This window comes from Nitrospirota bacterium (genome assembly GCA_016214845.1).
Taxonomy (GTDB): domain Bacteria; phylum Nitrospirota; class Thermodesulfovibrionia; order UBA6902; family UBA6902; genus SURF-23.
Genome location: JACRMS010000033.1, coordinates 108,868 through 132,026 on the forward strand (window position 1 = coordinate 108,868; position 23,159 = coordinate 132,026).

General features: G+C 48.8%; 18 protein-coding genes. 15 read left to right on the forward strand and 3 right to left on the reverse strand.

Features of this window, described 5'->3' with window-relative positions; all coding sequences use genetic code 11:
• Positions 1 to 2 precede the first annotated feature (2 nt).
• A complete protein-coding gene (locus tag HZB61_12380) occupies positions 3 to 1,358 on the reverse strand; it encodes a sigma-54-dependent Fis family transcriptional regulator (GenBank protein MBI5057402.1) in 1,356 nt (451 codons plus the stop codon).
• Positions 1,355 to 3,355 (reverse strand): endopeptidase La, encoded by a 2,001-nt coding sequence (gene lon, locus HZB61_12385; GenBank protein ID MBI5057403.1) that lies wholly within the window; start codon positions 3,353 to 3,355, stop codon positions 1,355 to 1,357. The genes HZB61_12380 and lon overlap by 4 nt, the downstream gene beginning before the upstream one ends.
• 188 nt (positions 3,356 to 3,543) lie before the next feature.
• On the opposite strand from lon, the gene HZB61_12390 reads away from it, so the two are divergent.
• Positions 3,544 to 5,229 carry a HAMP domain-containing protein gene (locus HZB61_12390; protein MBI5057404.1) on the forward strand — a complete coding sequence of 562 codons (1,686 nt, stop codon included), beginning with the start codon at positions 3,544 to 3,546 and terminating at the stop codon, positions 5,227 to 5,229.
• A gap of 175 nt (positions 5,230 to 5,404) precedes the next feature.
• Positions 5,405 to 6,736, forward strand: a complete 1,332-nt coding sequence (locus tag HZB61_12395) for a sigma-54-dependent Fis family transcriptional regulator (protein ID MBI5057405.1) — start codon at positions 5,405 to 5,407, stop codon at positions 6,734 to 6,736.
• 135 nt (positions 6,737 to 6,871) lie between these two features.
• Here HZB61_12395 and HZB61_12400 read toward each other — a convergent pair whose 3' ends face one another.
• Positions 6,872 to 7,279 carry a nucleotidyltransferase domain-containing protein gene (locus HZB61_12400; protein MBI5057406.1) on the reverse strand — a complete coding sequence of 136 codons (408 nt, stop codon included), beginning with the start codon at positions 7,277 to 7,279 and terminating at the stop codon, positions 6,872 to 6,874.
• 381 nt (positions 7,280 to 7,660) lie between these two features.
• Between HZB61_12400 and HZB61_12405 the strand changes: the two genes are divergently transcribed.
• The 13 genes from HZB61_12405 to HZB61_12465 all read left to right on the forward strand — a co-directional run bounded on the left by HZB61_12405 (position 7,661) and on the right by HZB61_12465 (position 23,121).
• Positions 7,661 to 8,140, forward strand: a complete 480-nt coding sequence (locus tag HZB61_12405) for a hypothetical protein (protein MBI5057407.1) — start codon at positions 7,661 to 7,663, stop codon at positions 8,138 to 8,140.
• Between the two features lie 68 nt (positions 8,141 to 8,208).
• A complete protein-coding gene (locus HZB61_12410) occupies positions 8,209 to 9,135 on the forward strand; it encodes a sulfite exporter TauE/SafE family protein (GenBank protein ID MBI5057408.1) in 927 nt (308 codons plus the stop codon).
• 1 nt (position 9,136) lies between these two features.
• Entirely contained in the window at positions 9,137 to 9,946 is an 810-nt protein-coding gene (locus tag HZB61_12415) for a TIGR02186 family protein (protein MBI5057409.1), read from the forward strand.
• 2 nt (positions 9,947 to 9,948) lie between these two features.
• Positions 9,949 to 10,806 carry a universal stress protein gene (locus HZB61_12420; GenBank protein MBI5057410.1) on the forward strand — a complete coding sequence of 286 codons (858 nt, stop codon included), beginning with the start codon at positions 9,949 to 9,951 and terminating at the stop codon, positions 10,804 to 10,806.
• Positions 10,807 to 10,943: 137 nt separating this feature from the next.
• Positions 10,944 to 11,363 carry a universal stress protein gene (locus HZB61_12425; protein MBI5057411.1) on the forward strand — a complete coding sequence of 140 codons (420 nt, stop codon included), beginning with the start codon at positions 10,944 to 10,946 and terminating at the stop codon, positions 11,361 to 11,363.
• A gap of 95 nt (positions 11,364 to 11,458) precedes the next feature.
• Positions 11,459 to 13,105: a DUF202 domain-containing protein gene (locus HZB61_12430; GenBank protein MBI5057412.1), complete on the forward strand. Its 1,647-nt coding sequence runs from the start codon at positions 11,459 to 11,461 to the stop codon at positions 13,103 to 13,105.
• Positions 13,089 to 14,315 (forward strand): type II secretion protein, encoded by a 1,227-nt coding sequence (locus HZB61_12435; protein MBI5057413.1) that lies wholly within the window; start codon positions 13,089 to 13,091, stop codon positions 14,313 to 14,315. The genes HZB61_12430 and HZB61_12435 overlap by 17 nt, the downstream gene beginning before the upstream one ends.
• Position 14,316: 1 nt before the next feature.
• The gene (locus HZB61_12440) at positions 14,317 to 15,729 is read left to right on the forward strand and encodes a HAMP domain-containing protein (GenBank protein MBI5057414.1); all 1,413 of its coding nucleotides are present in this window, start codon (positions 14,317 to 14,319) and stop codon (positions 15,727 to 15,729) included.
• Entirely contained in the window at positions 15,722 to 16,090 is a 369-nt protein-coding gene (locus HZB61_12445) for a response regulator (GenBank protein ID MBI5057415.1), read from the forward strand. The genes HZB61_12440 and HZB61_12445 overlap by 8 nt, the downstream gene beginning before the upstream one ends.
• Before the next feature lie 118 nt (positions 16,091 to 16,208).
• The gene (locus HZB61_12450) at positions 16,209 to 18,797 is read left to right on the forward strand and encodes a hypothetical protein (GenBank protein ID MBI5057416.1); all 2,589 of its coding nucleotides are present in this window, start codon (positions 16,209 to 16,211) and stop codon (positions 18,795 to 18,797) included.
• Between the two features lie 267 nt (positions 18,798 to 19,064).
• On the forward strand, positions 19,065 to 20,729 hold the full coding sequence (locus HZB61_12455; GenBank protein MBI5057417.1) for a HAMP domain-containing protein: 1,665 nt from the start codon (positions 19,065 to 19,067) through the stop codon (positions 20,727 to 20,729).
• Between the two features lie 46 nt (positions 20,730 to 20,775).
• Positions 20,776 to 22,104, forward strand: a complete 1,329-nt coding sequence (locus tag HZB61_12460; GenBank protein ID MBI5057418.1) for a sigma-54-dependent Fis family transcriptional regulator — start codon at positions 20,776 to 20,778, stop codon at positions 22,102 to 22,104.
• Positions 22,105 to 22,323: 219 nt separating this feature from the next.
• The gene (locus HZB61_12465; GenBank protein ID MBI5057419.1) at positions 22,324 to 23,121 is read left to right on the forward strand and encodes a ParA family protein; all 798 of its coding nucleotides are present in this window, start codon (positions 22,324 to 22,326) and stop codon (positions 23,119 to 23,121) included.
• The last annotated feature ends 38 nt before the right edge of the window (positions 23,122 to 23,159 follow it).

A 23,159-nucleotide genomic window follows, 5' to 3' on the forward strand; every position in this document is an offset into this window, starting at 1 on the left:
GGCTAATCCTCCAGCCCGTACTTCTTTAACTTCCTCCACAGCGATACGCGGTCTATGCCGAGAGTCTGCGCGGCAATGGTCCTGTTGCCGCCGACCTCTTTCAGCACCCATTGGATATACGACATCTCCTGGTCTTCAAGGGACGGGATCTTGCCTTCCTTCTTCCTGAACGTCTTGATGCTCAGCTCCCTGAGGTCTTCGGGAAGGTGGGTAACCTCAACCGTATTCCCGTGAGCAAGGGCCACGCCTCTTTCAATTATATTTTCAAGCTCTCTCACGTTCCCGGGAAAATCATAGTTCATAAGAATGCCCAACACATCAGGGGTCACCTCGGTCACGTCCTTTTTCATCAGGGTGGAATATTTTTTCAGGAAGTAATAGCTCAGAAGCGGAATGTCGTCGCGCCTCGCGGAAAGCGGGGGGATATGAAATGAGACAACGTTCAGCCTGAAGAACAGGTCCTCCCTGAATCTTCCATCCTTTATGGAATCCTTGATGTCGCGGTTTGTCGCCGCGATAAATCTCACGTCAACCTTTACCGGCTCAGTCGCGCCTAAGCGCAGAACCTCTTTTTCCTGAATGACCCGAAGGAGCTTTACCTGCATCGCGGGCTCCATCTCCGTTATCTCATCGAGGAAAAGCGTGCCCCGGTCTGCCATCTCCATCAAGCCCTTTTTCATATTTGCCGCCCCGGTAAAAGCGCCTTTTTCATACCCGAAGAGCTCGCTGGGCAAAAGCCCCTCTGCAAAGGCCCCGCAGTTGATTGCAAAGAAAGGTTCATTGCCCCTCTTGCTGTGGGCGTGGATATAACGGGCGAACAATTCCTTCCCTGTCCCGCTCTCTCCGCTGACGATCACATTGCAGTCAGTAGGCGCTATCTGCTTGGCAGTCTCAAGGAGCTTTTGCATCTTTATGTCCTGGCTTATGATCTTGACCCTGCCCTTGAAACTCTCGATCTGCTCCCTCAATTGCGCGTTCTCCTTTTTCAGCATTACCTTTTCAACCGCCTCCCTCACGACCTTCCTGACCTCATCAAGCTTGAACGGTTTTTCAAGATAATAAAATGCGCCCTTCTTCATCGTGTCAATGGCGGACGGAAGGGACGCGTACGCGGTGATCATTATGACTTCGGAGTCAGGGTACAGCTCCCTGCTCTTTGCAAGGACCTGAAGGCCGTCGACCTTGTCCATGCGCAGGTCCGTAAGCACGACATCGAATTCCTGGGATTCCAAAAGCTTAAGTGCGTTCACCCCGCTGATAGTCGCGGCAACCTCATAGCCCTCTTTCTTCATCGCATTCTCCAGGCTCCTCAGTGCGATCTTCTCGTCATCCACGATCAGCAGTTTTCCGTTGTTCATTTCACCAGCACCAGGTCCACGATGTCCCCGATCTTTTCCGCAAACTGTATATCGAGTCCCTTTTTTGCATCCTGAGGGAGGTTCTCAATGTCCACTCTGTTTCTTGAAGGCAATACCACTATCTTCACGCCTGCGCGGCGCGCTGCAAGCAGTTTCTCCTTGACCCCGCCGACGGGCAGTACCCTTCCGCTCAATGTCAGCTCGCCCGAAACGGCAATGTCCCTTCTTGCGGCCCTTCCGGTCAAAAGGGATATCAGCGACATCGCGATAGTGGCCCCTGCTGACGGCCCGTCTTTCGGGATCGCGCCAGCGGGGACATGCACATGTACGTCTTGGGCCTCAAAAAAATTTTCATCAATATTAAAAAATGCGGCGTTGCTTCTGATGTAGCTCAAGGCAGCCTGCGCGGATTCACGCATGACGTTCCCAAGAGAGCCGGTCAGTATAAGCTCGCCCTTCCCCTTCATCTTCGCGGCCTCGACAAAAATGATTGCGCCTCCGGTCTCAGTCCATACAAGTCCGGTTGTGACGCCGATACGGTTTTCCTCATCAGTGACCTCAAAATAATATTTCCTCGTGCCGAGATATTTCTCCACGGTCTCTGGTGTTACTTTTAAGCTTCCCCCGGCTTCCTTGTTGTGGACATATTCTGTCGCGATCTTCCGGCAGATAGTGGCGATCTGCCTTTCAAGGTTTCTTATGCCTGCCTCACGGGTATATTCCTGGATGATCTTTGTTACCGCCTCAGGAGTAAATTCCGGCGGGCAATCCGACAGACCCTTTTCGTGTGTCTGCTTGTGCACCAGGTATTGTAAAGCGATCTGTGTTTTTTCATCCTCTGTGTAGCCGGAGAATTCGATGATCTCCATCCGGTCCCTCAGGGCGGGTTGAATGTTGTCCGCGACATTGGCGGTGACGATGAACATAACGCTTGAGAGGTCAAAAGGGACATCGAGGTAATGGTCGATGAAGTTATGGTTCTGCTCCGGGTCCAGGGCCTCAAGTAAAGCGGATGCGGGGTCTCCTTTGAAATCCTGCCCGATCTTGTCCAGTTCATCAAGCATGAGCACGGGATTTAAAGATTCAGCCCTGTTGATCTCATCAATAATGCGCCCGGGCATCGCGCCCGCGTAGGTCCTTCTGTGCCCCCTTATCTCTGCCTCGTCCTTGATGCCGCCCAATGATATCCTCACGAACTTCCTGCCGAGCGCGTCGGCAATGGCCCTGCCGAGCGAGGTCTTCCCTGTGCCCGGAGGGCCCGCGAAACAGAGGACAGAGCCTTTTGTGGAGCGGGTTGAAAATTTCTTCTCAAGCGCCTTCTTCACTGTGGCGCGCACGTCCTCAAGCTTGAACGGTTTTGCGATATAATGGAACGCGCCTTTCTTTATTGAATCAACCGCGGTGTCAACAGTGGCGTATCCGGTTATCATGATGACCTGCGTGTCGGGATATTTTCCCTTTGCCTTTTCGAGGACGTCAAGGCCGGTGATGTGCTCCATCTTGAGATCGGTCATGACCACGTCAAAATCGGAGGCATCCAGTTTATTGCAGGCCTCCTGCCCGCTGTTGGCAGTGACCACCGTGTAGCCTTCCTTTTTGAACATGTGTTCGAGGTTGCGTATCACGATAGCTTCATCATCCACCACCAGTATCCTCGGCTTGTTATTCATCACGAGTATCTTCACTGCGAGATGCTCTAATATCCTCTGCTTGATCTCGCCCAGCCCGTAATGCCTTTCGTTCAACACCCTCTCAGCCCTTTGAAGGTCGAGGTTGTCTTCGGTCTTTTTGTTCCAGGGCAGGCCGATGAGATAATCGAGATAGTTAAGCCCTATTGTGTATTCCGCTACGGAGGGGCTGATCTTGGACAGCATCTCTAATTCGCCGTTCGCTACGTTCAGGGCGTGAGCAGGCAGTTTGACGGAATTGATTTTCCGCCGCAATTCGTCTACGGCCTCGGCCTGGAGTTTCTCGTCTGATTTTTTAAATATGCTCATTTTTGTCCCTGAAAAATGATAACTAAAACATGTCCTATTATGCAATTTAAATGTAGGGACGATTCGCGGACCGCCCCTGATAGATTATCCGGGCAAGCCGGGCAATGACAGCATTGATCCATTCACTTTATCAAAACCCGCAAATATTGTATCCTTAAAAACAGATGAACCTGAAGATCTGGCATAAGATGATCATAGGCATTGCCATCCCTTCGCTTATTGTAATTCTCGGCGGATTGCTGAGTTACGAATATTTGAATAACGTCAAAAAGAGGCAGGGCTTTGTCCAGATAGCGGACAATTTAAAAGAACAGTTGCTTGAGGTAAGGAGAAATGAAAAGAATTTTCTCCTTCACAAGGACGAACAGTATTATAAGTATTGCCAGGACGCTTTAAACGTCTTCAGCAATTCCGTCAACAGCATATCTTCGGAGATAGTTGTGGAGATCGGCAAGGACGATTTCCTGCTGCTACGCAATTCCATTCAGACCTACTCAAGCCTTATATACGCCTTGTTGAGAAATTACGAGCAGGAAACGGATGTCATTGAAAAGGTAAGGGAGGAAGGCAGAAGACTGGAAAACTATGTGGCCGCGAGGAGTCATACAAGGGAGCTTTCCACGGACTTTATTCTTAACCTGCGGCGTCTTGAAAAAAACTACATGCTCTTCCGAGATAAAAACTCATTCAGCAGATTGGAAAGCGCCCTTTCGCAGTTAAAGAACATTACGCCTTTTTGCATTGAATGCAGCCAGTATACAGACTCCATTGAAAATCTTTTTTCCATCTACCAGAAGAGCGATTCAATGGTTAACGACCTGCAGGTCATCGGGGGCAAGCTTGAAGAAATAACAAACAGGATCGCAAACGGCGAGAGGCAGAAGATCAATTCCTTTATCAACAAGACCCAGCGCAACCTGCTCCTGGCCCTCGTGCTGCTCTGCACGCTGGGGCCGTTATTCGTGTATAAGACCGCCAACCTCATAGTCGCGCCGATCAAAAGGCTCGCACAGATAACAAGAAAGATCTCAGATGGAGATATATCCTTGAGGGCCCCCATCAGGGAGCATGACGAGACATATCTGCTCGCCAATTCATTTAACTCAATGCTGGACCATCTGCAACTGACGCAGGAATCACTTGAGAAAAGCATGGAGCTTTTGCAGGAAAAACAGGCCCAGCTCATTGAGACCAAGAAACTCGCGTCCATCGGGACGCTTGCATCAGGAGTGGCGCACGAGCTCAACAATCCGCTCAACAATATTTACACTACCGCGCAGCGGCTGATCAAAAAATCAGGTGATGAATGTCCGCCGTATATTAAAACCGGGCTGAACGATATCTTCAGCCAGACCATGAGGGTCAAAAAAATTGTCGGCGACCTCCTTGAATTCGCAAGGGGAAGAGAGCCGCAGATGCGGGAAGTGGAATTGAACAATCTTATCACCGCCGCATACAAACAACTTGGAAACTCTGTCAGGCATGAGAATGTGAAATTCACGCTGAATTCAGGCCGGGATGAGATACCCGTGCTTGTCGACCCTGAGCAAATGGAGCAGGTCTTTATCAACCTGTTCGCCAATGCCATTGACGCCATGTCAGGTGAAGGCAGCCTGACCGTGAATACCGGATTGGATAGCGGTACTGTTAAAATAACAGTATCGGACACCGGCAAGGGTATGCCGCGCGAGACAATTGAAAAAGTATTTGAACCGTTCTTTACCACAAAGGACAAAGGCACCGGCCTAGGGCTGGCCATTGTATTTAATATCGTCCAAAAGCATAATGGTCAGATAAGCGTGGAGAGCGAAGAAGGAAAAGGAACAACGTTCACAATAACCTTGCCGGGTAAAAATAATATTGTGGGGGGTTGATTAGTGTCTGTGTATAACCTCAGCATTTAAACAGTCATTCCCGCAGTTTGTTGAGCGGGGATCCAGTCTTTTCAGTAAGTTCTGGATACCCGATTAAGGACTTCGGGTATGACGAAAATAAGAAGCGGCAATTTATACACAGACACCAATTAACCCCGTTCTTGAAAGGCAACTAATGAACTTTAAAATACTTGTCGCAGAGGATGAGGAGATAACACTCAACAACATCCTTGACACCTTAAAGGAAGAAGGCTACACCGTCTCTATTGCAAAAGACGGAAAAGAGGCCTCGCAGAAGATCGAGGGTGAATACTTTGACGTCCTCATCACTGATATAAAAATGCCTTTCGTCACCGGCATAGAGCTCCTTGAAAAGGTAAAAGAGAAGAACCTCTATACAGAGGTAATAATAATCACCGGCTTCGGGAGCATCGGCTCCGCAGTTGAGGCGATGAAGAAAGGCGCTCACGATTATATTACAAAACCGTTCGACCTTGATGAGCTGTCGCTCCGGGTCAAAAAGCTTTACGAACAGAAGGCGCTGAAGAAAGAGAACATCGCGTTAAAGACATTTCTTGGAATGAACAAGGAAGTCCCGGTCATCGCAAAGAGCGCAAGCATGAAAAAGATCCTGTCCGTCATTGAAGGGATGAAGGACTCTGATTGCAGCGTGCTCCTCACGGGAGAGAGCGGCGTCGGAAAAAATCTCATTGCCAAGATCATACATTCAACCAGCAGCAGGAAGAACATGCCCTTTCTTTCCATAAACTGCGCGACCCTGAATGAGGAGCTGCTTTCCAGCGAATTGTTCGGACATGAAAAGGGCGCGTTCACCGGGGCCGTCATGACAAAACAGGGGCTTGTCGAGATCGCGGACACAGGAATACTTTTCCTTGACGAGATCGCCGAGCTGTCGCCGGGCATTCAGGCAAAACTATTAAAGGTTGTTGAAGAAGGCGAGTTCTACAGAGTCGGCGGTACAAAACCCATAAAGGTTGATGTGAGATTTGTTGCAGCTACGAATCAGGATGTGAAACGTCTCATATCCGACGGCAGGTTCAGGGAAGATCTGTACTACAGGCTGAATGTCATGGAGATAGATATTCCGCCTTTACGCGAGCGCATAGACGACATAAAACCTCTGAGCGCGTATTTCCTTCAAAAGCATCTCCCGAAGTCCAACAAAAAGATCACCGGCTTTTCAAAAGAGGCGATAGATATCCTGATAAACTACAGCTTCCCCGGCAACGTCAGGGAGCTTGAAAATATAATTGAACGCGCCATCATCCTCGAAAAGACCTCCATGATCACACCTGAAAGCATCCCCCAAAGTATCCGCCTCCTGCAGATAGAGACCCTCGACCCTGATAAATTAAAAACCGCTGACGAGCTTGTAAAAGAATACGCGGAGAAGGTTTTAAAAATGTTCGGCGGCAACCGTTCAAAAGCAGCGGAAGTGCTCGGCATCTCACGCACAAGCTTGTGGAAGATATTGAAGGAAGAATAGCACTGTCTGTTTTTATTTTTGTCATGCCCGATGTTTGTAATCGGGCACCCAGAACCTGTTTTAAAGACCGGATTCCGGCTTAAGAACTGCCGGAATGACATAATGAGTTTATAGACAGACTCTGCCTGCCAATCATCAGGCGACATGTGAAACCTTTCTGATAAAAGCCTTCAGATATTTTTCATTCATTCTGCGTATCTTTTCGGTATCGAGATAAAGATGCCATGCCCGCAATTTCTGGTTGATGAAAATCCCTTTTCTGCCCTCATACAGAGGTTTACCATGAGAAAATATTTCGTGCAGAAGCAAAGAGGCTGTGTCTATCGTGAGAACAACAAGGTCAATATTTTTGCCGTTAAAGAGCTCATCAAGCCCGCCAATCAATTTCAGCTTTGATGTCCTGCTTCCCCTTTTCAACAAAACCGCGAGGTCGATATCGCTTCCGGCATGTGTTGTTTCAGTGGCCCCTGAGCCAAACAGCACAAGCAGCTCAATATTATTCTCCCTGCAAAACTTTCCAATCCCTTTAAGTTTCATGGTCATAATAAACGATATATTATTTGCTCTTAAATTAACAAAACAATAAGTAGATGTCAAAAGATTTAGATAAAAAATAGGGTTAAGAGTCATGAGTGAAGAGATAAGAGTTTGTTTGTTATCTGTTACAATCACATCTGCATCTCCACTGTTAACACTGTTCATATTCTGAACGTCGCACAAATCATCTCGTCATCACTCTCTATTTCCTATTCAAATCAACAGGCTATCACAACATTGCTTCAGTTATGTTCGCTCAATAACAACTTTCATGCTGTTCATATTCTAAACGTATTTTTTGACCTCAAAATATTTCCCTTTACTTTCGGAGAGATGCCGAGTGGCACCATTCATGCTCTACTACTGCTGAAAATTCAGGAGGTAGAAATGAGAAAACAACTTTTATTCGTTACCTACGAGAATGAGGATTTTGATGAAGGCCTTTCTTACGCGGTTGATCTTGCCAGGGCAATGAAAGAGGACCTGACCATCTTAATGGCCCGCAAGAAAAGCCTGGCGCGAAGGCTTGAGGACATCATGTCCGCTGTCACATTCGCTGAGTCCGGCGAACATGAGACGGCCCGGAAAATATTCTCGGACAAGATGGACGCAGTGTCCAGAGTCAAGCTCAATCAGTTTCTTGAGCAATGCCAGAACGAGGGCATTGTAACGCGGGTCTATACAGTAGCGCTCGATGCGATCTCGGCGATCAAAGATTTTCTGAAGGAAAAAAATACCGTTGACATGGTGCTGCTCAGTCCGAGCGTCACTGACAACGGCAGCATTACATCAAGTGATCTACAAAAACTCGTCAGGACGGCCTCAAGGCCGATTGTGACGATGGCGCGGCAGATCTATGCCGCATAAATTATGAGAGTCAGTATTGCATCTGACACTGACACTCAAGACTGACACTACATTAAGGAGAGAGTTTCATGAATTTTATGTATCTGTATTTACCGGTTGCATTAACAAGTATTAACATCCTGATCCCGGTCGGGCTTGGCCTCGCGGTAGGCCTGCTGTCGGGTCTTTTCGGAGTCGGAGGCGGCTTCCTGATGACGCCTCTTTTGATAATGTTCGGCATCCCGTCAACTGTCGCGGCGGCAACGGACTCAAACCAGATAGTGGCGGCGTCAACGTCAGGCACTTACGCCCACTGGAAGGTCGGCAACGTGGATTTTAAGATGGGGCTTTACCTTCTTGCGGGAGGCTTTGTCGGCGGGCTACTCGGAGTCCAGGGCATCAAGGTCCTGCACGCAATGGGCAACGCTGACTTTGTAATAAAAATGACCTACGTGCTCATGCTCGGCATAGTCGGCACTTACATGTTCATCGAGAGCCTGACCAGCATGAAGAAAAAGAAGACGGTGGAAGTGAAGGCTGAAAAAGAATCAGCGATGACAAGAGTCCTGAAGTCGCTTCCTCTTCAAACACGTTTTGAAAAATCAGGCGTTACACATTCACTTTTAATCCCGGTTTTTTTCGGCGGTTTTGTCGGGATACTTGCGGCGATAATGGGAGTAGGCGGCGGCTTTCTGATGGTGCCGGTCATGGTCTACATCCTGAGAATGCCGATGCATGTCGTTGTCGGCACGAGCCTTTTTCAGATATTGTTCAACTGCATTGAGGTCACATTTTTACAGGCATATACAAATCACAGCGTGGATTTCATCCTTGCGGTGCTCTTATTGTTAGGCTCCACAGTCGGGGCGCAGGTTGGAGCAGTATTCGGCAGAAAACTAAAAGGCGAACAGCTCAAGGTAATACTTGCCGTAATCGTATTGGCCGTAACGGTCAAGATAGTCTTTGAACTTACACTAACACCGGCATTACTTATATCACAGGCAGGAGGACACTAAGATGAAAGAAGACAGAAGGCAGAAGTCAGAACACAGAAGACGGATTATCCCGATGATTATCTTTGCGCTTTGCGCTTTGCTCTTTGCTCTACGCAGTAATACATCGGCGGAGCTGACGGCTGTCGCAAACCATGACCATATCAAGATAGATTTCTTTTATCACGGCAGCACTGTCAGTGTGAAAGGGACATCTGATCCCGGTGTAGACCTGGTCATTAAAATAACTTCACCGGACGGGCACGAGGTATTGAAGCAAAAAGGAAAGATGGCCGGCATCCTGTGGATGAATACCGGCACATTGAATTTCGAGAACACGCCGGACCTCTACTCCGTTCACAGCACAAAAAAGCTTGAAGATCTTTTGAGCAGGGATGAAATGGACAAATACGTTATCGGTTATCCGGCCCTCGAAAAGCACATTGAGTTGACCCCGGTTTCAAAGGGAGAAGAGAAAGATAAATGGTTCAATGAATTTGTGCGCTTCAAGGAATCTTCAAAACTGTACGCGGCGTCTTCAGGGAAGATATCCACCACAATGTCAAACGGCAGACAGAATTATTACATCATGACCGAGTGGCCCTATCAGGCCCCTCCCGGCAACTACCTTGTGACCGTGTACGCGGTAAAAGATAAAATGGTCGTCGAGAAGGCAGAGGCCAAGGTGCTGGTTGAACAGGTCGGCGTTATAAAGACACTTTCAAGCATGGCCAAGAACAGCGGCGCGTTATACGGATTTTTGTCTATAGTAATCGCGCTTGGGGCAGGATTCGGGGTCGGCCTGATATTCAGAAAAGGCGGAGGTTCACACTAATTATGTATCAGAAAATATTAGTCGGATATGATGATTCACTGCACAGCAGGGCGGCGCTTATCGAGGCCTCCAACTGGATAAAAAGACACGGGGGAAAACTTATCCTCACCCATGCCGTTTATTTTGACACGGAGGAATTCGGCATTGCTCCTGCTCAGTCTGAAAAACGCCTGAAGGTCGGGGAAAAGATCTGCGTTCAGACAAAAGAGATGGTGACTACAGAGTTCGGTATCGATGTGCAGACCCTGCTCTGTGAAGGAGACCCGTCAAACGTCATAGTGGATGTAGCAAGTGAAAACAAGGCGGACCTTATTGTGCTTGGCACCTACGGCAGAAAAGGCCTGAACAGGCTTTTGATGGGAAGCGTGACATCACAGGTGATCCTGGATTCTCCATCCGATGTGCTTATCGTAAAAAAACCGTGCAGCAAATGCACCGGGGAATACAAATCAATTCTGGTCCCTTTTGACGGCTCGGCGTTCAGCAAGATGTCGCTCAACCGCGCCATTGAATTGTCCCATATCGACGGGGCGCAGATCACCGTGCTTTATGTTATCCCCCGCTATGAAGAAATGATAGATTTCTTTAAGAGCGATTCAATAAAGAACAGCCTCCATGAGGAAGCGAAAAAAATAGTTGACGGCGCAAGCTATCTTGCCTCGATCCAGGGTGTGACCGTGAAAATGGAGATAGACGAAGGGCACGCGGCAGACAAAATAGCTGAGACCGCAAAGAGGCTGGGAATCGATCTGATAGTCATCGGAAGCTACGGCTACAGAGGAGTCAATAAGGCAATTATGGGAAGCACCACTGAGAGGGTAATTATCAACGCGGCTTGCCCCATACTTGTTGTGAGGTGAAAAAAATAATGTAGGGGCACGTCGCGACGTGCCCTTTTGTAAAAGCGCATTTGATGTCATTCCGAACTTGTTTCGGAATCTAAAAAAAAGAACGGAGATGCTGAAACAAGTTCAGCATGACAATCCGAGAGGTTTACATGAAAGGTTACAGAAAAATATTAATAGCAGTGAACGGTTCAAAGGATGTTCTTACGAAGGGCCTGAGACTGGCCCACGATGAAAAATGCTGGGTAACTGTTGTCAAGGTCATTCCTGCCAACGAAGGCGACCTGAATCTTGTGGGAGTCAAGAACATTGAAGACGTATTGAACAGCGGCGGGCAAAGGGCGGTTTCTGAATTGAAAGATATCGCTGAGGCCGAAGGCGCGTTAATAAAGACAAGGCTTGAAGAAGGCGCGCCTGACAAAAAGATCGTGGAAGTCGCGGAAGAGGAAAGATGCGACATTATCATAATGGGTGTGAAGAAACGCAACTGGCTCAGAAAGCTTTTCGGCGACAACACCGTCGGGAAGGTCATCAATCAGGCGCCCTGCCCTGTATTGGTTGTCGGAGCGTAGACTGGTCCAACATAAGACCGTCTGGTTTAAATTTTTAAATCAAACAGCCTCGTTAGAAGTGATCTTACAAAAGCCCGCCCTGACGGATAATAAAAATGTTTATACATGAAAAATTCGATAGGTTAATTAAAAGAGGGTTCCTGTCCGAAGCAGATTTGTACGGGACCGCAGAGGAATCAAAGTCTTCGGGGAAATACCCTGAGGACTTATTGATCGAAAGAGGCGTCCCGAAGCATGAGATATTGTTTTGCCTCGCCGGATATTACAATTATCCTTTTACCGAGTACGATGAAAGCGTGTCAGCTTCTTATTTTCTGACAATGCGCCTGAACATGGAAAAGCTTAAGACCGCGCTCTGGTTCCCGCTTTCGGTAAGACAAAACAAGGCTGAGGTCATCGCATACGCCCCGGATGGTCCGGCAATTATTGAAGACATCAAAAGGACGCTGAGAGTTGAGGACATTGAATTTATTATCGCCCTCCCCTCTGACATCATCAGGATCATCGAGCACAGCTTTGATGTAAATCCCGGGTTCCCGCCTCCGGCAGGCAGGACGCCGCTTGCAAAGGTCAGGACGTTCCTTGCGGAAAGACGCTCCCTGTACGCGTGTCACAGGACATCGCTCGCAAAGGGACGGACTGGGCTTGCCTTTCTTCGCACCGGGATATCTTTCATGACCATTTCAATGGTGCTTTTGAGGATCTTCGGCGCGGGGTATTTAAACATAATTGAGGCGATACTTTTCGTTGCGGGAATCGTGATTGCGGTAGACGGAATTATCTGGTATCTGCCCGCAAGAAAAACCGGCAAGAATATAACCGGCTGCTCCTCAACGGAGCCGACATGGGGAACGACGGTGCTTCAAGCGCATGATGCTGAAAAAAATCCGCGCTTCACACGCTCCGGCGTTGTGCAGGATGCGGACAAACTGCGCGCGGGATGGGAAAATCTGTCCCCGGTAATGAGGAGGAGATTTCTTGCAAGCGACAGGACTGACATGGCCGAGGAGAGGACTACCCTTGCCTGTTTCAGGACGCTCATGGCGCGGGCGCGCACGGGGCTTGCATTTACGCGCACGGGTGTTGCATTTACCGGACTGGGCATCGCGCTGCTAAGACAATTCCATGAAGGCCCCTGGACGATATTTGACGCGGCCCTCGTTTTGATCGGGACATTAATGGCCATGGAAGGTTTTTACTGGTACTTCCCCGGCAGGCACGCTGGCATGGAAGGATTTAGATCAGTGAAGAAGGCAGGCACAAATCAGAGCATATGGGATTTTGTTTTTCCTCCCGCGATCAATCAACCCGGTTCTCAATACGAACATTTCCCGCCTGTAAAAGCAGCTCACGCCCCGGGCATATGGGCGACAACGGGCCTCGCGCTTGAAAGGACGCTGCTCGCTGACAGGCGTAATGTTATGGCAAGGCTCCGCACGGTCATGGCGCGGTCGAGAACAGGGCTGGCGTTTATCAGGACAGGGATGAGCATATCCGCGGTCGGCATGGGGCTTATGGTTTATTTCGGCGTTGCTAATATCGCATGGACGATATTTAATGCCGCCTTGATATTGACCGGATTAGCATTTATTGCAGACGGCCTTTACTGGCATATTCCCGCTGAGAAAACAAAACAGCAATTCCCGTACTGTTTCGGAGATATGGAGATCAGTGTCCCGGACTACGGCAAGCCTGTACGCGGATGGGGGAAGGTGGTTTTCAACAATGATAACGACGGCTGAAATAACTGTGGACAAGAGATTTCACATACTTCTGAATTGGGGCGTTATAACAAAAGAGCAGCTCGCTGATGCCGAAAGGACAGCCGCTGCGAGAAGCATTGACCTTGAAAAGGTCCTCATCAGGGAATACGGCATTCCGCACCAAACAGTATTGAACGCGCTTTCAGAATATTATAAATGCCCTTCCGCCGAATACGATGAAAGGCTGCCTGTTCCTCCTGAACTTTTGTCCGGCCTGGACGGAGAACGGCTTTCCATAAGCCAGTGGTTCCCGATCATCAAAGAAGGAGACACCGCTGTCATAGCCGCAAATAATCCCGAAGACCCCGTGGTGATCGAGGAAGTCAGGAAATATATCAAGGCAGAGAGATATGAGATCCGCGTGGCACTCGGCGAGGACATACAATGGTTCATACAGGACTTCCTCCACGCAAAGCCCGGCCTGCTCATAGGCACTGAAAGGACCGGACTTGCATACTGGCGCAATACCATGGCTCACTGGAGGACGAGGCTCGCGTGTTACAGGACCGACCTTGCAGCAGCAAAGACCGACCTTGCATTTCTCAGGTGGGGGCTCGGCCTTATCGCGATATCCGACACCCTTATCCGCACGCATAAGTACGAATCGCTTTTATATTTTTACTGGCTCATGATCGCGGCGGGTTTTTCGCTCGCAGTCTTCGGCCTGCGCGGTTATCTTAAAATTCGTCGGACAAGGTTGAAGCCTCCCGGACACTATACGCTCGTTGAGGTGACCGCGGCAATCCTGAATTTCCTTGAGAACTATCACTTCATCGAACAAGCAGGATTTCAGTCAGTGACAAAAAAGACCATGCTGGCGCGTCTCGGAGATTTTCTTGCCGACTACTGCACCATCCTTTATCCATCGCCCGCAAGCAGGGAGCGCACGCATCTCGCGCGTGAGAGAAACGTCCTCGCGGGGCACCGCACCGTGGCCGCGTGTTACCGGACCATTTACGCCAGGGCAAGGACAGGGCTTGCCTTTATAAGGACAGGCGTTACCTTTATGAGCGTCGGGCTTGGACTCATGCGTTATTTTGGATTCAGCTTCCTGACGATGTTCGATTCCCTGCTTGTTATAATGGGGATATTAATGCTCGTTGACGGCGCGTTGTGGTACCTGCCCGTGAGAAAGGAGCAGTCTGAGATACCGCGATGCCCCGTGCCGCAACAGGTGATAAAATCCTGATATGAGAATTGAACGCAAGATCATACTTTCCGATACATTCAAGCTCGTGCTGATCGTCCTGATAGGCATATTCGCCCTTCAGAATATCAATCTCGTGCTCACGAAACTCCGTTTTGTCGAGATCGCTGACGACCTCAACGCGTCGTTCCTTGAGATGAGGCTTTCAGAAAAGAATTTTTTCCTTTACAAAGACGAAAAGGCGCTCCCCGATATCAGGACGAAGATAAACAAGACCATGCGGACTATAGAGCTTGCACAGAAAGACGTGGTGCGCGCCGTAGGTGAAGAAAATCTCCAGACGCTAAGGCTGTACCTGAAAAATTATTCGGATGTCGTGGAGGAGATCGGAAAAAGCAATAACCGGGACGCCGGGCTGGAAATAAAACTCCGGACCGAGGGAAGGAAATTAAAAGAATTCTCAGAGAACATCGCCCACATCGAGAGGTTGAGTGTCAACGACATCTTTTCAAGATCGAAAAGGATTCTGTTCTACTGCTTTGTGGCCATATTTTTGTCCGCCATCGTGGTGAGCCATTTTCTCTCACAGAAGATCGTGAGGTCCCTGCGGGAAATTGAAAATCTTGCAAAGACCATATCAGAGGGAAAGTTCGATACGATCGAAGGCATAAATACACGGGATGAACTGGGTTCAGTTATTACAGCCATCAACTCCATGTCCGATGAGCTCAGGCACCGCGAGGAGCAGATCATCCAGTCCAAGAAACTCGCGTCCCTCGGAGTCCTCACCGCTGGAGTAGCGCATGAATTGACGAACCCGGTCAATAATATCTCGATGATCGCACAGACTTATGCGGAGCTGTATGACAAGCTGAGCAGGGAGCAAAGAATAGAATTCATGACCAGGATTGACGGCGAGACAGACCGGGTCAAAAATATTGTGAAAAACCTCCTCGACTTTTCAAAGCCCAAGGAGGCGGAACTTGAAGAGACTGACATCAATACAGTTATACATAAGACGCTCCTTCTCATGCAGAATACGCTTGACGTCTATAATATTGAGACAAAATTAAACCTGAAAGACGGACTCCCCCGTGTTTTTATTGACGGCCATCAAATACAGCAGGTGCTCGTAAATCTTATCACCAACGCCGTGCAGGCAATGCCAAATGGAGGAAAAATTATTATTGCATCAAGGACCGGGGCCAGCAAAGACCACATTGAAATAACGGTCATGGATTCGGGAAAAGGGATCCCGCCTGAATACCTGCCGCATATTTTTGACCCGTTCTTCAGCACCAAGGGAGAGGGAGGGACCGGGCTCGGGCTTTCGGTTAGTTACGGAATAATAAAAAATCATAAAGGCGAGATCAGAGTGGCAAGCAAGGTAGGTGTCGGCACCACTTTTACGATTGATCTGCCGGTCAATAAAAAACAGGAGGAGATAAATGTCTGATCACAGGATCATGGTTATTGACGACGAGAAGATCGTCTGCGACATGGCAAAGATGTCCCTTGAGCAGGAGGGATATTCGGTTGAGACTTTTTTGAACGCGGAGCCTGCGCTTGCAAGATTGAAGGAGACCAGCTTCAACGTAGTTGTAACGGATTACAAGATGAAGGGCATAGACGGGATGGAAGTGCTGAGGACGGTGAAGAAACTCTATCCGGAAACAAAGGTCATCATGATTACCGCGTTTGCAAATCTTGACACTGCGATAGAGGCCTTGCGCGGGGACGTGCATGACTTCTTTCCCAAGCCGGTAAAGATAAAGGAGCTGAAGGCCTCCATAGGGCGCGCGCTGGTGAAACAATAATCAAGAGACCCTGAAACAAGTTCAGGGTGACACAATGTCTCTGACTGTCATGCTGAACCTTGTGCTGAACTTGATTCGTATTGTTTCAGCATATCTTGGTACAGGTTAGATTATAAATATGAAAAGCTTTTTCGAACACCTGAAATCCATTCTGGAATCTCACACAAAGCGGCCGGGCAGCGTCCTGTCCTTCAAGGACACTTTTGACAGTTTCAGGGAAGTGCTTGACAGTAACAACAGGGCGCTTGAACTTATCACGGACATGGGCGAGAAGCTTGGTGGGGATTACCTCTTTGATATAAATTACATAAAAAGCTCTTACTCGGACTTATATTCTGCAATGTCACAATCCGTGCGGAGCTTTGATGCGCTTACTGCAGGCAAGTACGCTGAGCTCCATGACGTGTTCAGCCGCATTGATAACAGGACCAAGGGCATGATATTCGATATAACTTCGGCAACCACGGAAATTACCGCCTTCTACGAAGATATCACATGGGACATGTCAGGTGAGATCGGCGGGAAAAACGCAAACCTCTCCGAACTGAAAAATTATCTTAAGCTCAATGTCCCTGACGCCTTTGCCGTGACAACTCATGCCTTTGATGAATTAGTCGAGCACAACGGGTTAAGGCACAAGATCGGAGCACTCTCTGAAAATGAAGTCAACGGGCAGGCGCTTAAGGAAATACGGGAGACGATCTTAAATGCGGAAATCCCGGCCTCTGTTTACAGCGCCATTTACAGCGCCGTCAGGAAGCTCAAGGCGAGATGCGGGCCGGAGTGTTTTCTTGCCGTGAGGAGCAGCGCTACCGAGGAGGACAGCGAATTTTCATTCGCCGGCCAGTTCGAGACAATATTAAATGTACCTTTGGAAAGCCGGGAAGTCATGGAGGCTTATAAAAAAGTTGCCGCGAGCCTGTTCTCGGCAAAGACTGCGGCTTATTTGAAACAGATGGGATTCGACATCAGGAATATCAAAATGGCGGCGGCCTGCGTGGTAATGGTGGATGCGGCGGTCAGCGGCGTAATTTATTCATCAAACCCTGCCGGAGACAGCGGGACACTCATAATAAATGCAAACTGGGGACTGGGCACCACTGTCGTTGAAGGACAGGCGGACGCAGACCTTTATCTTGTGAAAAAAGGAGTCATTCCCGAGATCATCGAAGAGAAAACCGGCTCTAAAGAATTCATGGCCGTCAACATTAAAGAAGGCGGCACAAGCAAGGTGAAGACCCCTGAGGGCATGAGGACAACCCCCTGCCTGACAACAGAGCAGGCGCTGGAGCTTGCTGTTCAGGCCATGAGGATCGAGAGGCATTTCAGAAAGCCGCAGGACATCGAGTGGGCGATTGACAAGAACGGAAAGATATTTGTCCTTCAATCAAGACCGCTGAATATCCCTGAGAAAACATCAACAGATCAGAAAGCTGGCATCCCCTCGCCCTTTGCGGGAGAGGGTCAGGGTGAGGGGAATCATAAAATATTAATGAGCAACAAAGGCACCGTTGTCCAGCGGGGAGTCGGCGCGGGAAAGATCTTTATTCCGGCCTATCCGGATGACCTGAATAATTTCCCAAAGGGCTCCGTCCTTGTCTCAAAACATGACTCCTCCGATTTCGTGAAAGTCATGCCGTTCGCCTCAGCGATTATTACGGATGTCGGTACGCCTACAAGTCATATGGCGTCTCTTTGCAGGGAATTCAGAGTACCGACCATAGTGGGAACAGGCGACGCCACCCTGTTTCTTAAACAGGGACAGGAGATAACGGTATATTCGGATGACGAGGGGAACGCGCTGATATATGACGGCATCGTGAGAGAGCTTCTTGAGAGTGCCGGTGCGGATTTCAAAAAGATGGAGGACGTCTATGAGTACCGCAGGAGAAGGTATATCCTGAGATATATCTCGCCGCTTAATCTTATTGACCCACTGTTGGATAATTTTACTGTTGGGGGCTGCAAGACCATGCATGACATCCTGAGGTTCATCCATGAGAAATCAGTCGCCGAACTTGTGGACAGGGCGCGCTACGGAAATTCCATGCTGAAAAAAAACGCCGCTGTGAAACTGGACCTATCAATACCATCGGGGATCATCGCGATAGATATAGGCGGCGGACTGGATATCCCTGAAGGCAGTGAGAAAGCGTCTTTTGACCAGGTCACCTCAATACCGCTTAAGGCAATTCTTAAAGGGATGATGCATCCGGGCGTGTGGCATTCCGAAGCGGTTGCGCTGAGGGTAAATGATTTTCTCTCAAGCATGATGAGAATGCCGGACATAACCGCGGACTCCAGCGATTATGTCGGATACAATGTTGCTGTTGCTTCAAAGGAATACGTAAACATGAGCCTTAAATTCGGTTATCACTACAACATGGTCGACAGTTACTGCAGCGAAAACACGAGAAATAACCATATCTATTTCCGTTTTGTCGGGGGCGCGACCGACATAGTTAAACGCTCGCGCAGGATACACCTCTTATCGATTGTCCTGAAAGAATACGGCTTTAACCTGAACACAAAGGGCGACCTTATTATCGCGAGGCTTTCAAACATAAGCCGGGACGAGATCGTGGACCTGCTCGATCAGTCGGGAAGGCTGATCGCTTTTGCAAGACAGCTTGACGCCCTCCTGCACGATGATGCCACGGTGGAACGCTACGCCAAGAATTTTCTTGCAGGCAGCTACGATCTATAATCCGCAACCCTGTGATGAAATGAAAGGCTGCGGAAGAATTTCTATACGACACCTTTAAAAAGCAGAGAGCAAAAAGCAGAGAGCAAAGAGCAGAGGGCATAGAGTCAAAGATATAAATACTATTTGCCCTAAAGCAGAAATGCAATATGCGTCTGTCGATTATAGAAATTCTGGAGCAGACTTTCATTTCTCTGCCAGCATAACCTTTATCAAATCCCAAAAATATTGTATCCTTAAAAACAGATGAACCTGAAGATCTGGCATAAGATGATTATCGGTATCTCCATCCCTTCGCTTATCGCAATGTTAGGCGGCTTCCTGAGTTATGAATACATGACAAACGTAAAGAACAGGCAGCGTTTTGTCCAGATAGCGGACGACCTGAAAGAACAGGTGCTTGAGGTCAGGAGAAATGAAAAGAACTTTCTTATACATAAGGACGAGCAATACTACAAATACTGTCAGGACGCGGTGCATACCTTCAACAATTCCGTCCACAGCATATCCGAGGAGATCGTAGTGGAGATCGGCAGGGGGGATTTTTCCCTGCTCCGCAATTCCATTCAGACATACTCCGGCATGATCTTCGCCCTGCTGAGAAACTACCAGACCGAAGCCGAGGTTGTAGAGCATGTAAGGGAAGAAGGCAGAAGACTGGAAACGTATGTCGCGGTGAAAAAACACGCTGGGGAGCTTTCAACAGACTTTATCCTGAACCTGAGGAGGCTGGAAAAAAACTACATGCTCTTCAGGGACAAAAATTCTTCTGATAAACTGGAAGGCGCCCTTTCGCAGTTAAAAAATATTACCCCTTTCTGTATCGAATGCAATCAGTATATTGAAGCCATCCAGGACCTTTTCTCCAGTTATCAGAAAAGCGATTCACTGGTAAATGATCTGCAGGTCATCGGGAACAAACTTGAAGAGATCACAACCCGGATAGCGGCAGGCGAGAGGCAGAAGATCAATTCATTTATTACATTGACTCAGCGTCATCTGCTGCTGGCCCTCGTGCTGCTCTTCACCCTGGGGCCTTTCTTCGTGTACAAGACCGCTTCCCTGATAGTCGCGCCGATTAAACGGCTCGATTATATTACAAAGAAAATCTCGGAGGGCCACCTGACCCTGAGGGCGCCTATAAAGGAACACGATGAGACCTATTCTCTGGCCATGTCCTTTAACACAATGCTCGACCATCTTCAGCTTACCCAGGAGTCCCTTGAAAAAAGCATGGACCTCCTTCAGGAAAAACAGGCGCAGCTTGTCGAGTCTGAAAAACTCGCCTCACTCGGGACGCTTGCCTCCGGTGTCGCTCATGAGCTCAACAACCCGCTCAACAACATATACCTCGCGACCCAGACGCTGTATAACGAGATAGACCTTGAGCACAGTCCTGAGATTGTAAAGGAAAGCGTTAAGGATATTTTCTCGCAGACCCTCAGGGTGAAAAGAATAGTAGGCGACCTCCTTGAGTTTGCAAGGGCCAAAGGCCCGGAGTTCAGGAGGATCAACCTGGTGGATGTGGTAAACAAGGTGCTGAAGCAGATGACCGCTACCGGCGAAACGGCAAACGTAAAATACAGCCTTCACGCCAATGAGGATTTTGAAATATCCGCGGACAGCCTGATGCTGGAGCAGGTCTTTGTCAATCTTTTCGGCAACGCTATTGACGCGATGGGCGGCAGCGGTTCCCTGGACATCGCAATAGACAGAAAGGACGATCTCGTGAAGATCAGGATCTCCGATACCGGCAAGGGCGTGCCGCCTGAAAATATGCTGAAGATCTTTGACCCGTTCTTTACGACAAAGGAGAAAGGCACGGGTTTGGGACTTGCAATTGTTTTCAGTATAATAAAGAAACATAACGGTGAGATTGACGTGCAAAGCGAACCCGGCAAGGGCACGACATTTATAATAACCCTTCCAGGTTAGCTGTCAGCTGACAGCTTATAGCCAATAGCTAAATAACAGAGGCAATATGAGCCTGAAAATCCTGATCGCTGAAGATGAGGAAATAACATTAAAGCACCTGAGATACGCCCTTTCAAAAGAGGGCTATGCCCTGACCTGCGTGCAAAACGGCCTTGACGCCTTCGATAAGCTTGAGGGGGAGAGGTTTGATATTCTCATTGCGGACATAAAAATGCCGGGCATGGACGGGCTGACCCTTCTCGGTAAAGTCAAAGAAAAATATCCCGACACCGAGGTAATAATCATCACGGGCTTCGGCAGCATTGAATCAGCGGTAAATGCGATGAAGCAGGGCGCGACCGACTACATCACCAAGCCTTTCAATCTCGATGAGCTGAACCTGAAGATAAAAAAGATCCAGGAAAAAAAAAGCTTGGTGAAAGAGAACCTCGCGCTTAAAGCGACTCTCTCCCTTGACAAAGATACTCCCTTCATCGCAAAAAGCAAACCGATGCAGAGGGTGATAGAGATCATCAACAGCATATCCGGTTCCGACTGCAACGTCCTTATAACCGGCGAAAGCGGGGTGGGCAAGGGCCTTGTGGCAAAGCTCATCCACTATACAGGCCAGCGAAAGGGCAAACCTTTTTTAGCGATAAACTGCGCGATCTTCACCGAGGAGCTTCTGGCGAGCGAGCTGTTCGGACACGAAAAGGGCGCGTTCACCGGGGCCATCGCCACAAAACAGGGGCTGATCGAAATCGCGGACAGAGGCACTTTATTCCTCGATGAGATCGCAGAGATGCCGCCGAACCTTCAGGCCAAACTGTTAAAGGTCATAGAGGACAAGGAGTTTTTACGGGTAGGCGGCACGCGCCCCGTCAAGGTTGACGTCAGGTTCATAGCCGCGACCAACCAGAACATAAACGCGCTTGTGTCAAGCGGCAGGTTCAGGGAGGACCTGTATTACAGGCTCAATGTGATGGATATTTACATCCCCCCTCTCAGGGAAAGAAAAAAAGACGTCACGCCGTTGAGCGCGCATTTCCTTGAGAAACATTCAAGGAAGGCCAACAAAAAGATAACGGACTTTACCAAAGAGACAATGGACATCCTCCTTGCATACGGGTTCCCCGGCAATGTCAGGGAATTGGAAAACATCGTCGAGCGCGCCGTTATCCTGGAGAAAACTTCAAGCATAACTCCTGAAAGCCTACCTCAAAGCATAAAGCTTTTTCAGGTTGAAGCCATCAATCCTCAAAACATCAAGACAATTGACGAGATCAACAAAGACTACGCGGAGAAGGTCCTTGAATTCGCGGAAGACAATAAATCAAAGGCAGCGGAGCTTCTCGGCATTTCAAGGACCAGCCTCTGGAGGATATTGAAAAAGTAATTTCCGGGAAGTTTTCTTCCCGGCTCTTCTGTCCTTTTGCTCTTCTGTTCTTTTGCACTTTTGAACTTCTGCGCTTCTGCTTTTTTCTGTTGACAGATTCATATCAAATCTATAAATTATTACCTGCATCACAAAGATTCAATCTGATACTAAACCATCACATCATTTCTTAAAAATCCGGCATTCGACTGGAAAAAAACAGGGGAGGAAAAGGGAAATATGAAAAAAGTAGTATCGGTAGTAAATCTCAAAGGCGGAGTCGGCAAGACCACAACAGCGGTAAACCTCGCGGCGTGCTGGGGCGAGATCGGGAAGAAAGTCCTTCTTATCGACATGGACCCCCAGGGAAGCGCGAGCATCAGCGTGGGCATAATGAACGAAGGGAGCGAACTGCTCGATACGCTGCAGAGAACAACCGCGCTGCCGGTTGTCTCCACTCAGGTGCCGGGGCTTGATCTGGTCCCTTCGGGAATGACAATGGCGACAGCGGGGTTATGGTTTACCAATGGGGAAGGAAACGACATACTGTCTCAATGTCTCGAACAAACACAGGGCGATTGGGATCTTGTGGTAATCGACTGCCCGCCCAGCCTCGGGTTCCATACCATGAACTCGCTTATGGCGTCGCAGCATGTGCTTATTCCCGTAGAAACGTCCTTTCTCGGGCTTAACGGCTTGAAGCAGATGGTCACGGCTATTGAAACATTCAAAGTACGAAACCCTGATATAAAAATAGAGGCCATTATCCCCTGCAGGGCGCAGCGCCGCCGCAGGATCCACTGGGACATTATGGACACGCTGAAAGAAATGTTCCCCGGAAAAGTGTCTCCCATCATCCGCGAGAATGTTTCTCTGGCAGAGGCCCCGGGACTTGGGAAACCCGTGATACTTTCCGACCGCATTTCAAAGGGAGCGGACGATTACCGCCTTGTCACGCTGTGGCTGGAAGACATAATCAGCGGCGTTCAGCAGGACCCGGTCATTAATCAGGTGCGCCAGCTTCTTTCATCAATATAAAAATTATTCCATGCAATAAAAATTCACAGGGGCGAACA

Bases quoted from the DNA above. Each gene is read 5' to 3' on its own strand.
- HZB61_12380 (MBI5057402.1), bottom strand. From the start codon at position 1,358: ATGAACAACGGAAAACTGCTGATCGTGGATGACGAGAAGATCGCACTG.
- lon (MBI5057403.1), bottom strand. From the start codon at position 3,355: ATGAGCATATTTAAAAAATCAGACGAGAAACTCCAGGCCGAGGCCGTA.
- HZB61_12390 (MBI5057404.1), top strand. From the start codon at position 3,544: ATGATCATAGGCATTGCCATCCCTTCGCTTATTGTAATTCTCGGCGGA.
- HZB61_12395 (MBI5057405.1), top strand. From the start codon at position 5,405: ATGAACTTTAAAATACTTGTCGCAGAGGATGAGGAGATAACACTCAAC.
- HZB61_12400 (MBI5057406.1), bottom strand. From the start codon at position 7,279: ATGACCATGAAACTTAAAGGGATTGGAAAGTTTTGCAGGGAGAATAAT.
- HZB61_12405 (MBI5057407.1), top strand. From the start codon at position 7,661: ATGAGAAAACAACTTTTATTCGTTACCTACGAGAATGAGGATTTTGAT.
- HZB61_12410 (MBI5057408.1), top strand. From the start codon at position 8,209: ATGAATTTTATGTATCTGTATTTACCGGTTGCATTAACAAGTATTAAC.
- HZB61_12415 (MBI5057409.1), top strand. From the start codon at position 9,137: ATGAAAGAAGACAGAAGGCAGAAGTCAGAACACAGAAGACGGATTATC.
- HZB61_12420 (MBI5057410.1), top strand. From the start codon at position 9,949: ATGTATCAGAAAATATTAGTCGGATATGATGATTCACTGCACAGCAGG.
- HZB61_12425 (MBI5057411.1), top strand. From the start codon at position 10,944: ATGAAAGGTTACAGAAAAATATTAATAGCAGTGAACGGTTCAAAGGAT.
- HZB61_12430 (MBI5057412.1), top strand. From the start codon at position 11,459: ATGTTTATACATGAAAAATTCGATAGGTTAATTAAAAGAGGGTTCCTG.
- HZB61_12435 (MBI5057413.1), top strand. From the start codon at position 13,089: ATGATAACGACGGCTGAAATAACTGTGGACAAGAGATTTCACATACTT.
- HZB61_12440 (MBI5057414.1), top strand. From the start codon at position 14,317: ATGAGAATTGAACGCAAGATCATACTTTCCGATACATTCAAGCTCGTG.
- HZB61_12445 (MBI5057415.1), top strand. From the start codon at position 15,722: ATGTCTGATCACAGGATCATGGTTATTGACGACGAGAAGATCGTCTGC.
- HZB61_12450 (MBI5057416.1), top strand. From the start codon at position 16,209: ATGAAAAGCTTTTTCGAACACCTGAAATCCATTCTGGAATCTCACACA.
- HZB61_12455 (MBI5057417.1), top strand. From the start codon at position 19,065: ATGATTATCGGTATCTCCATCCCTTCGCTTATCGCAATGTTAGGCGGC.
- HZB61_12460 (MBI5057418.1), top strand. From the start codon at position 20,776: ATGAGCCTGAAAATCCTGATCGCTGAAGATGAGGAAATAACATTAAAG.
- HZB61_12465 (MBI5057419.1), top strand. From the start codon at position 22,324: ATGAAAAAAGTAGTATCGGTAGTAAATCTCAAAGGCGGAGTCGGCAAG.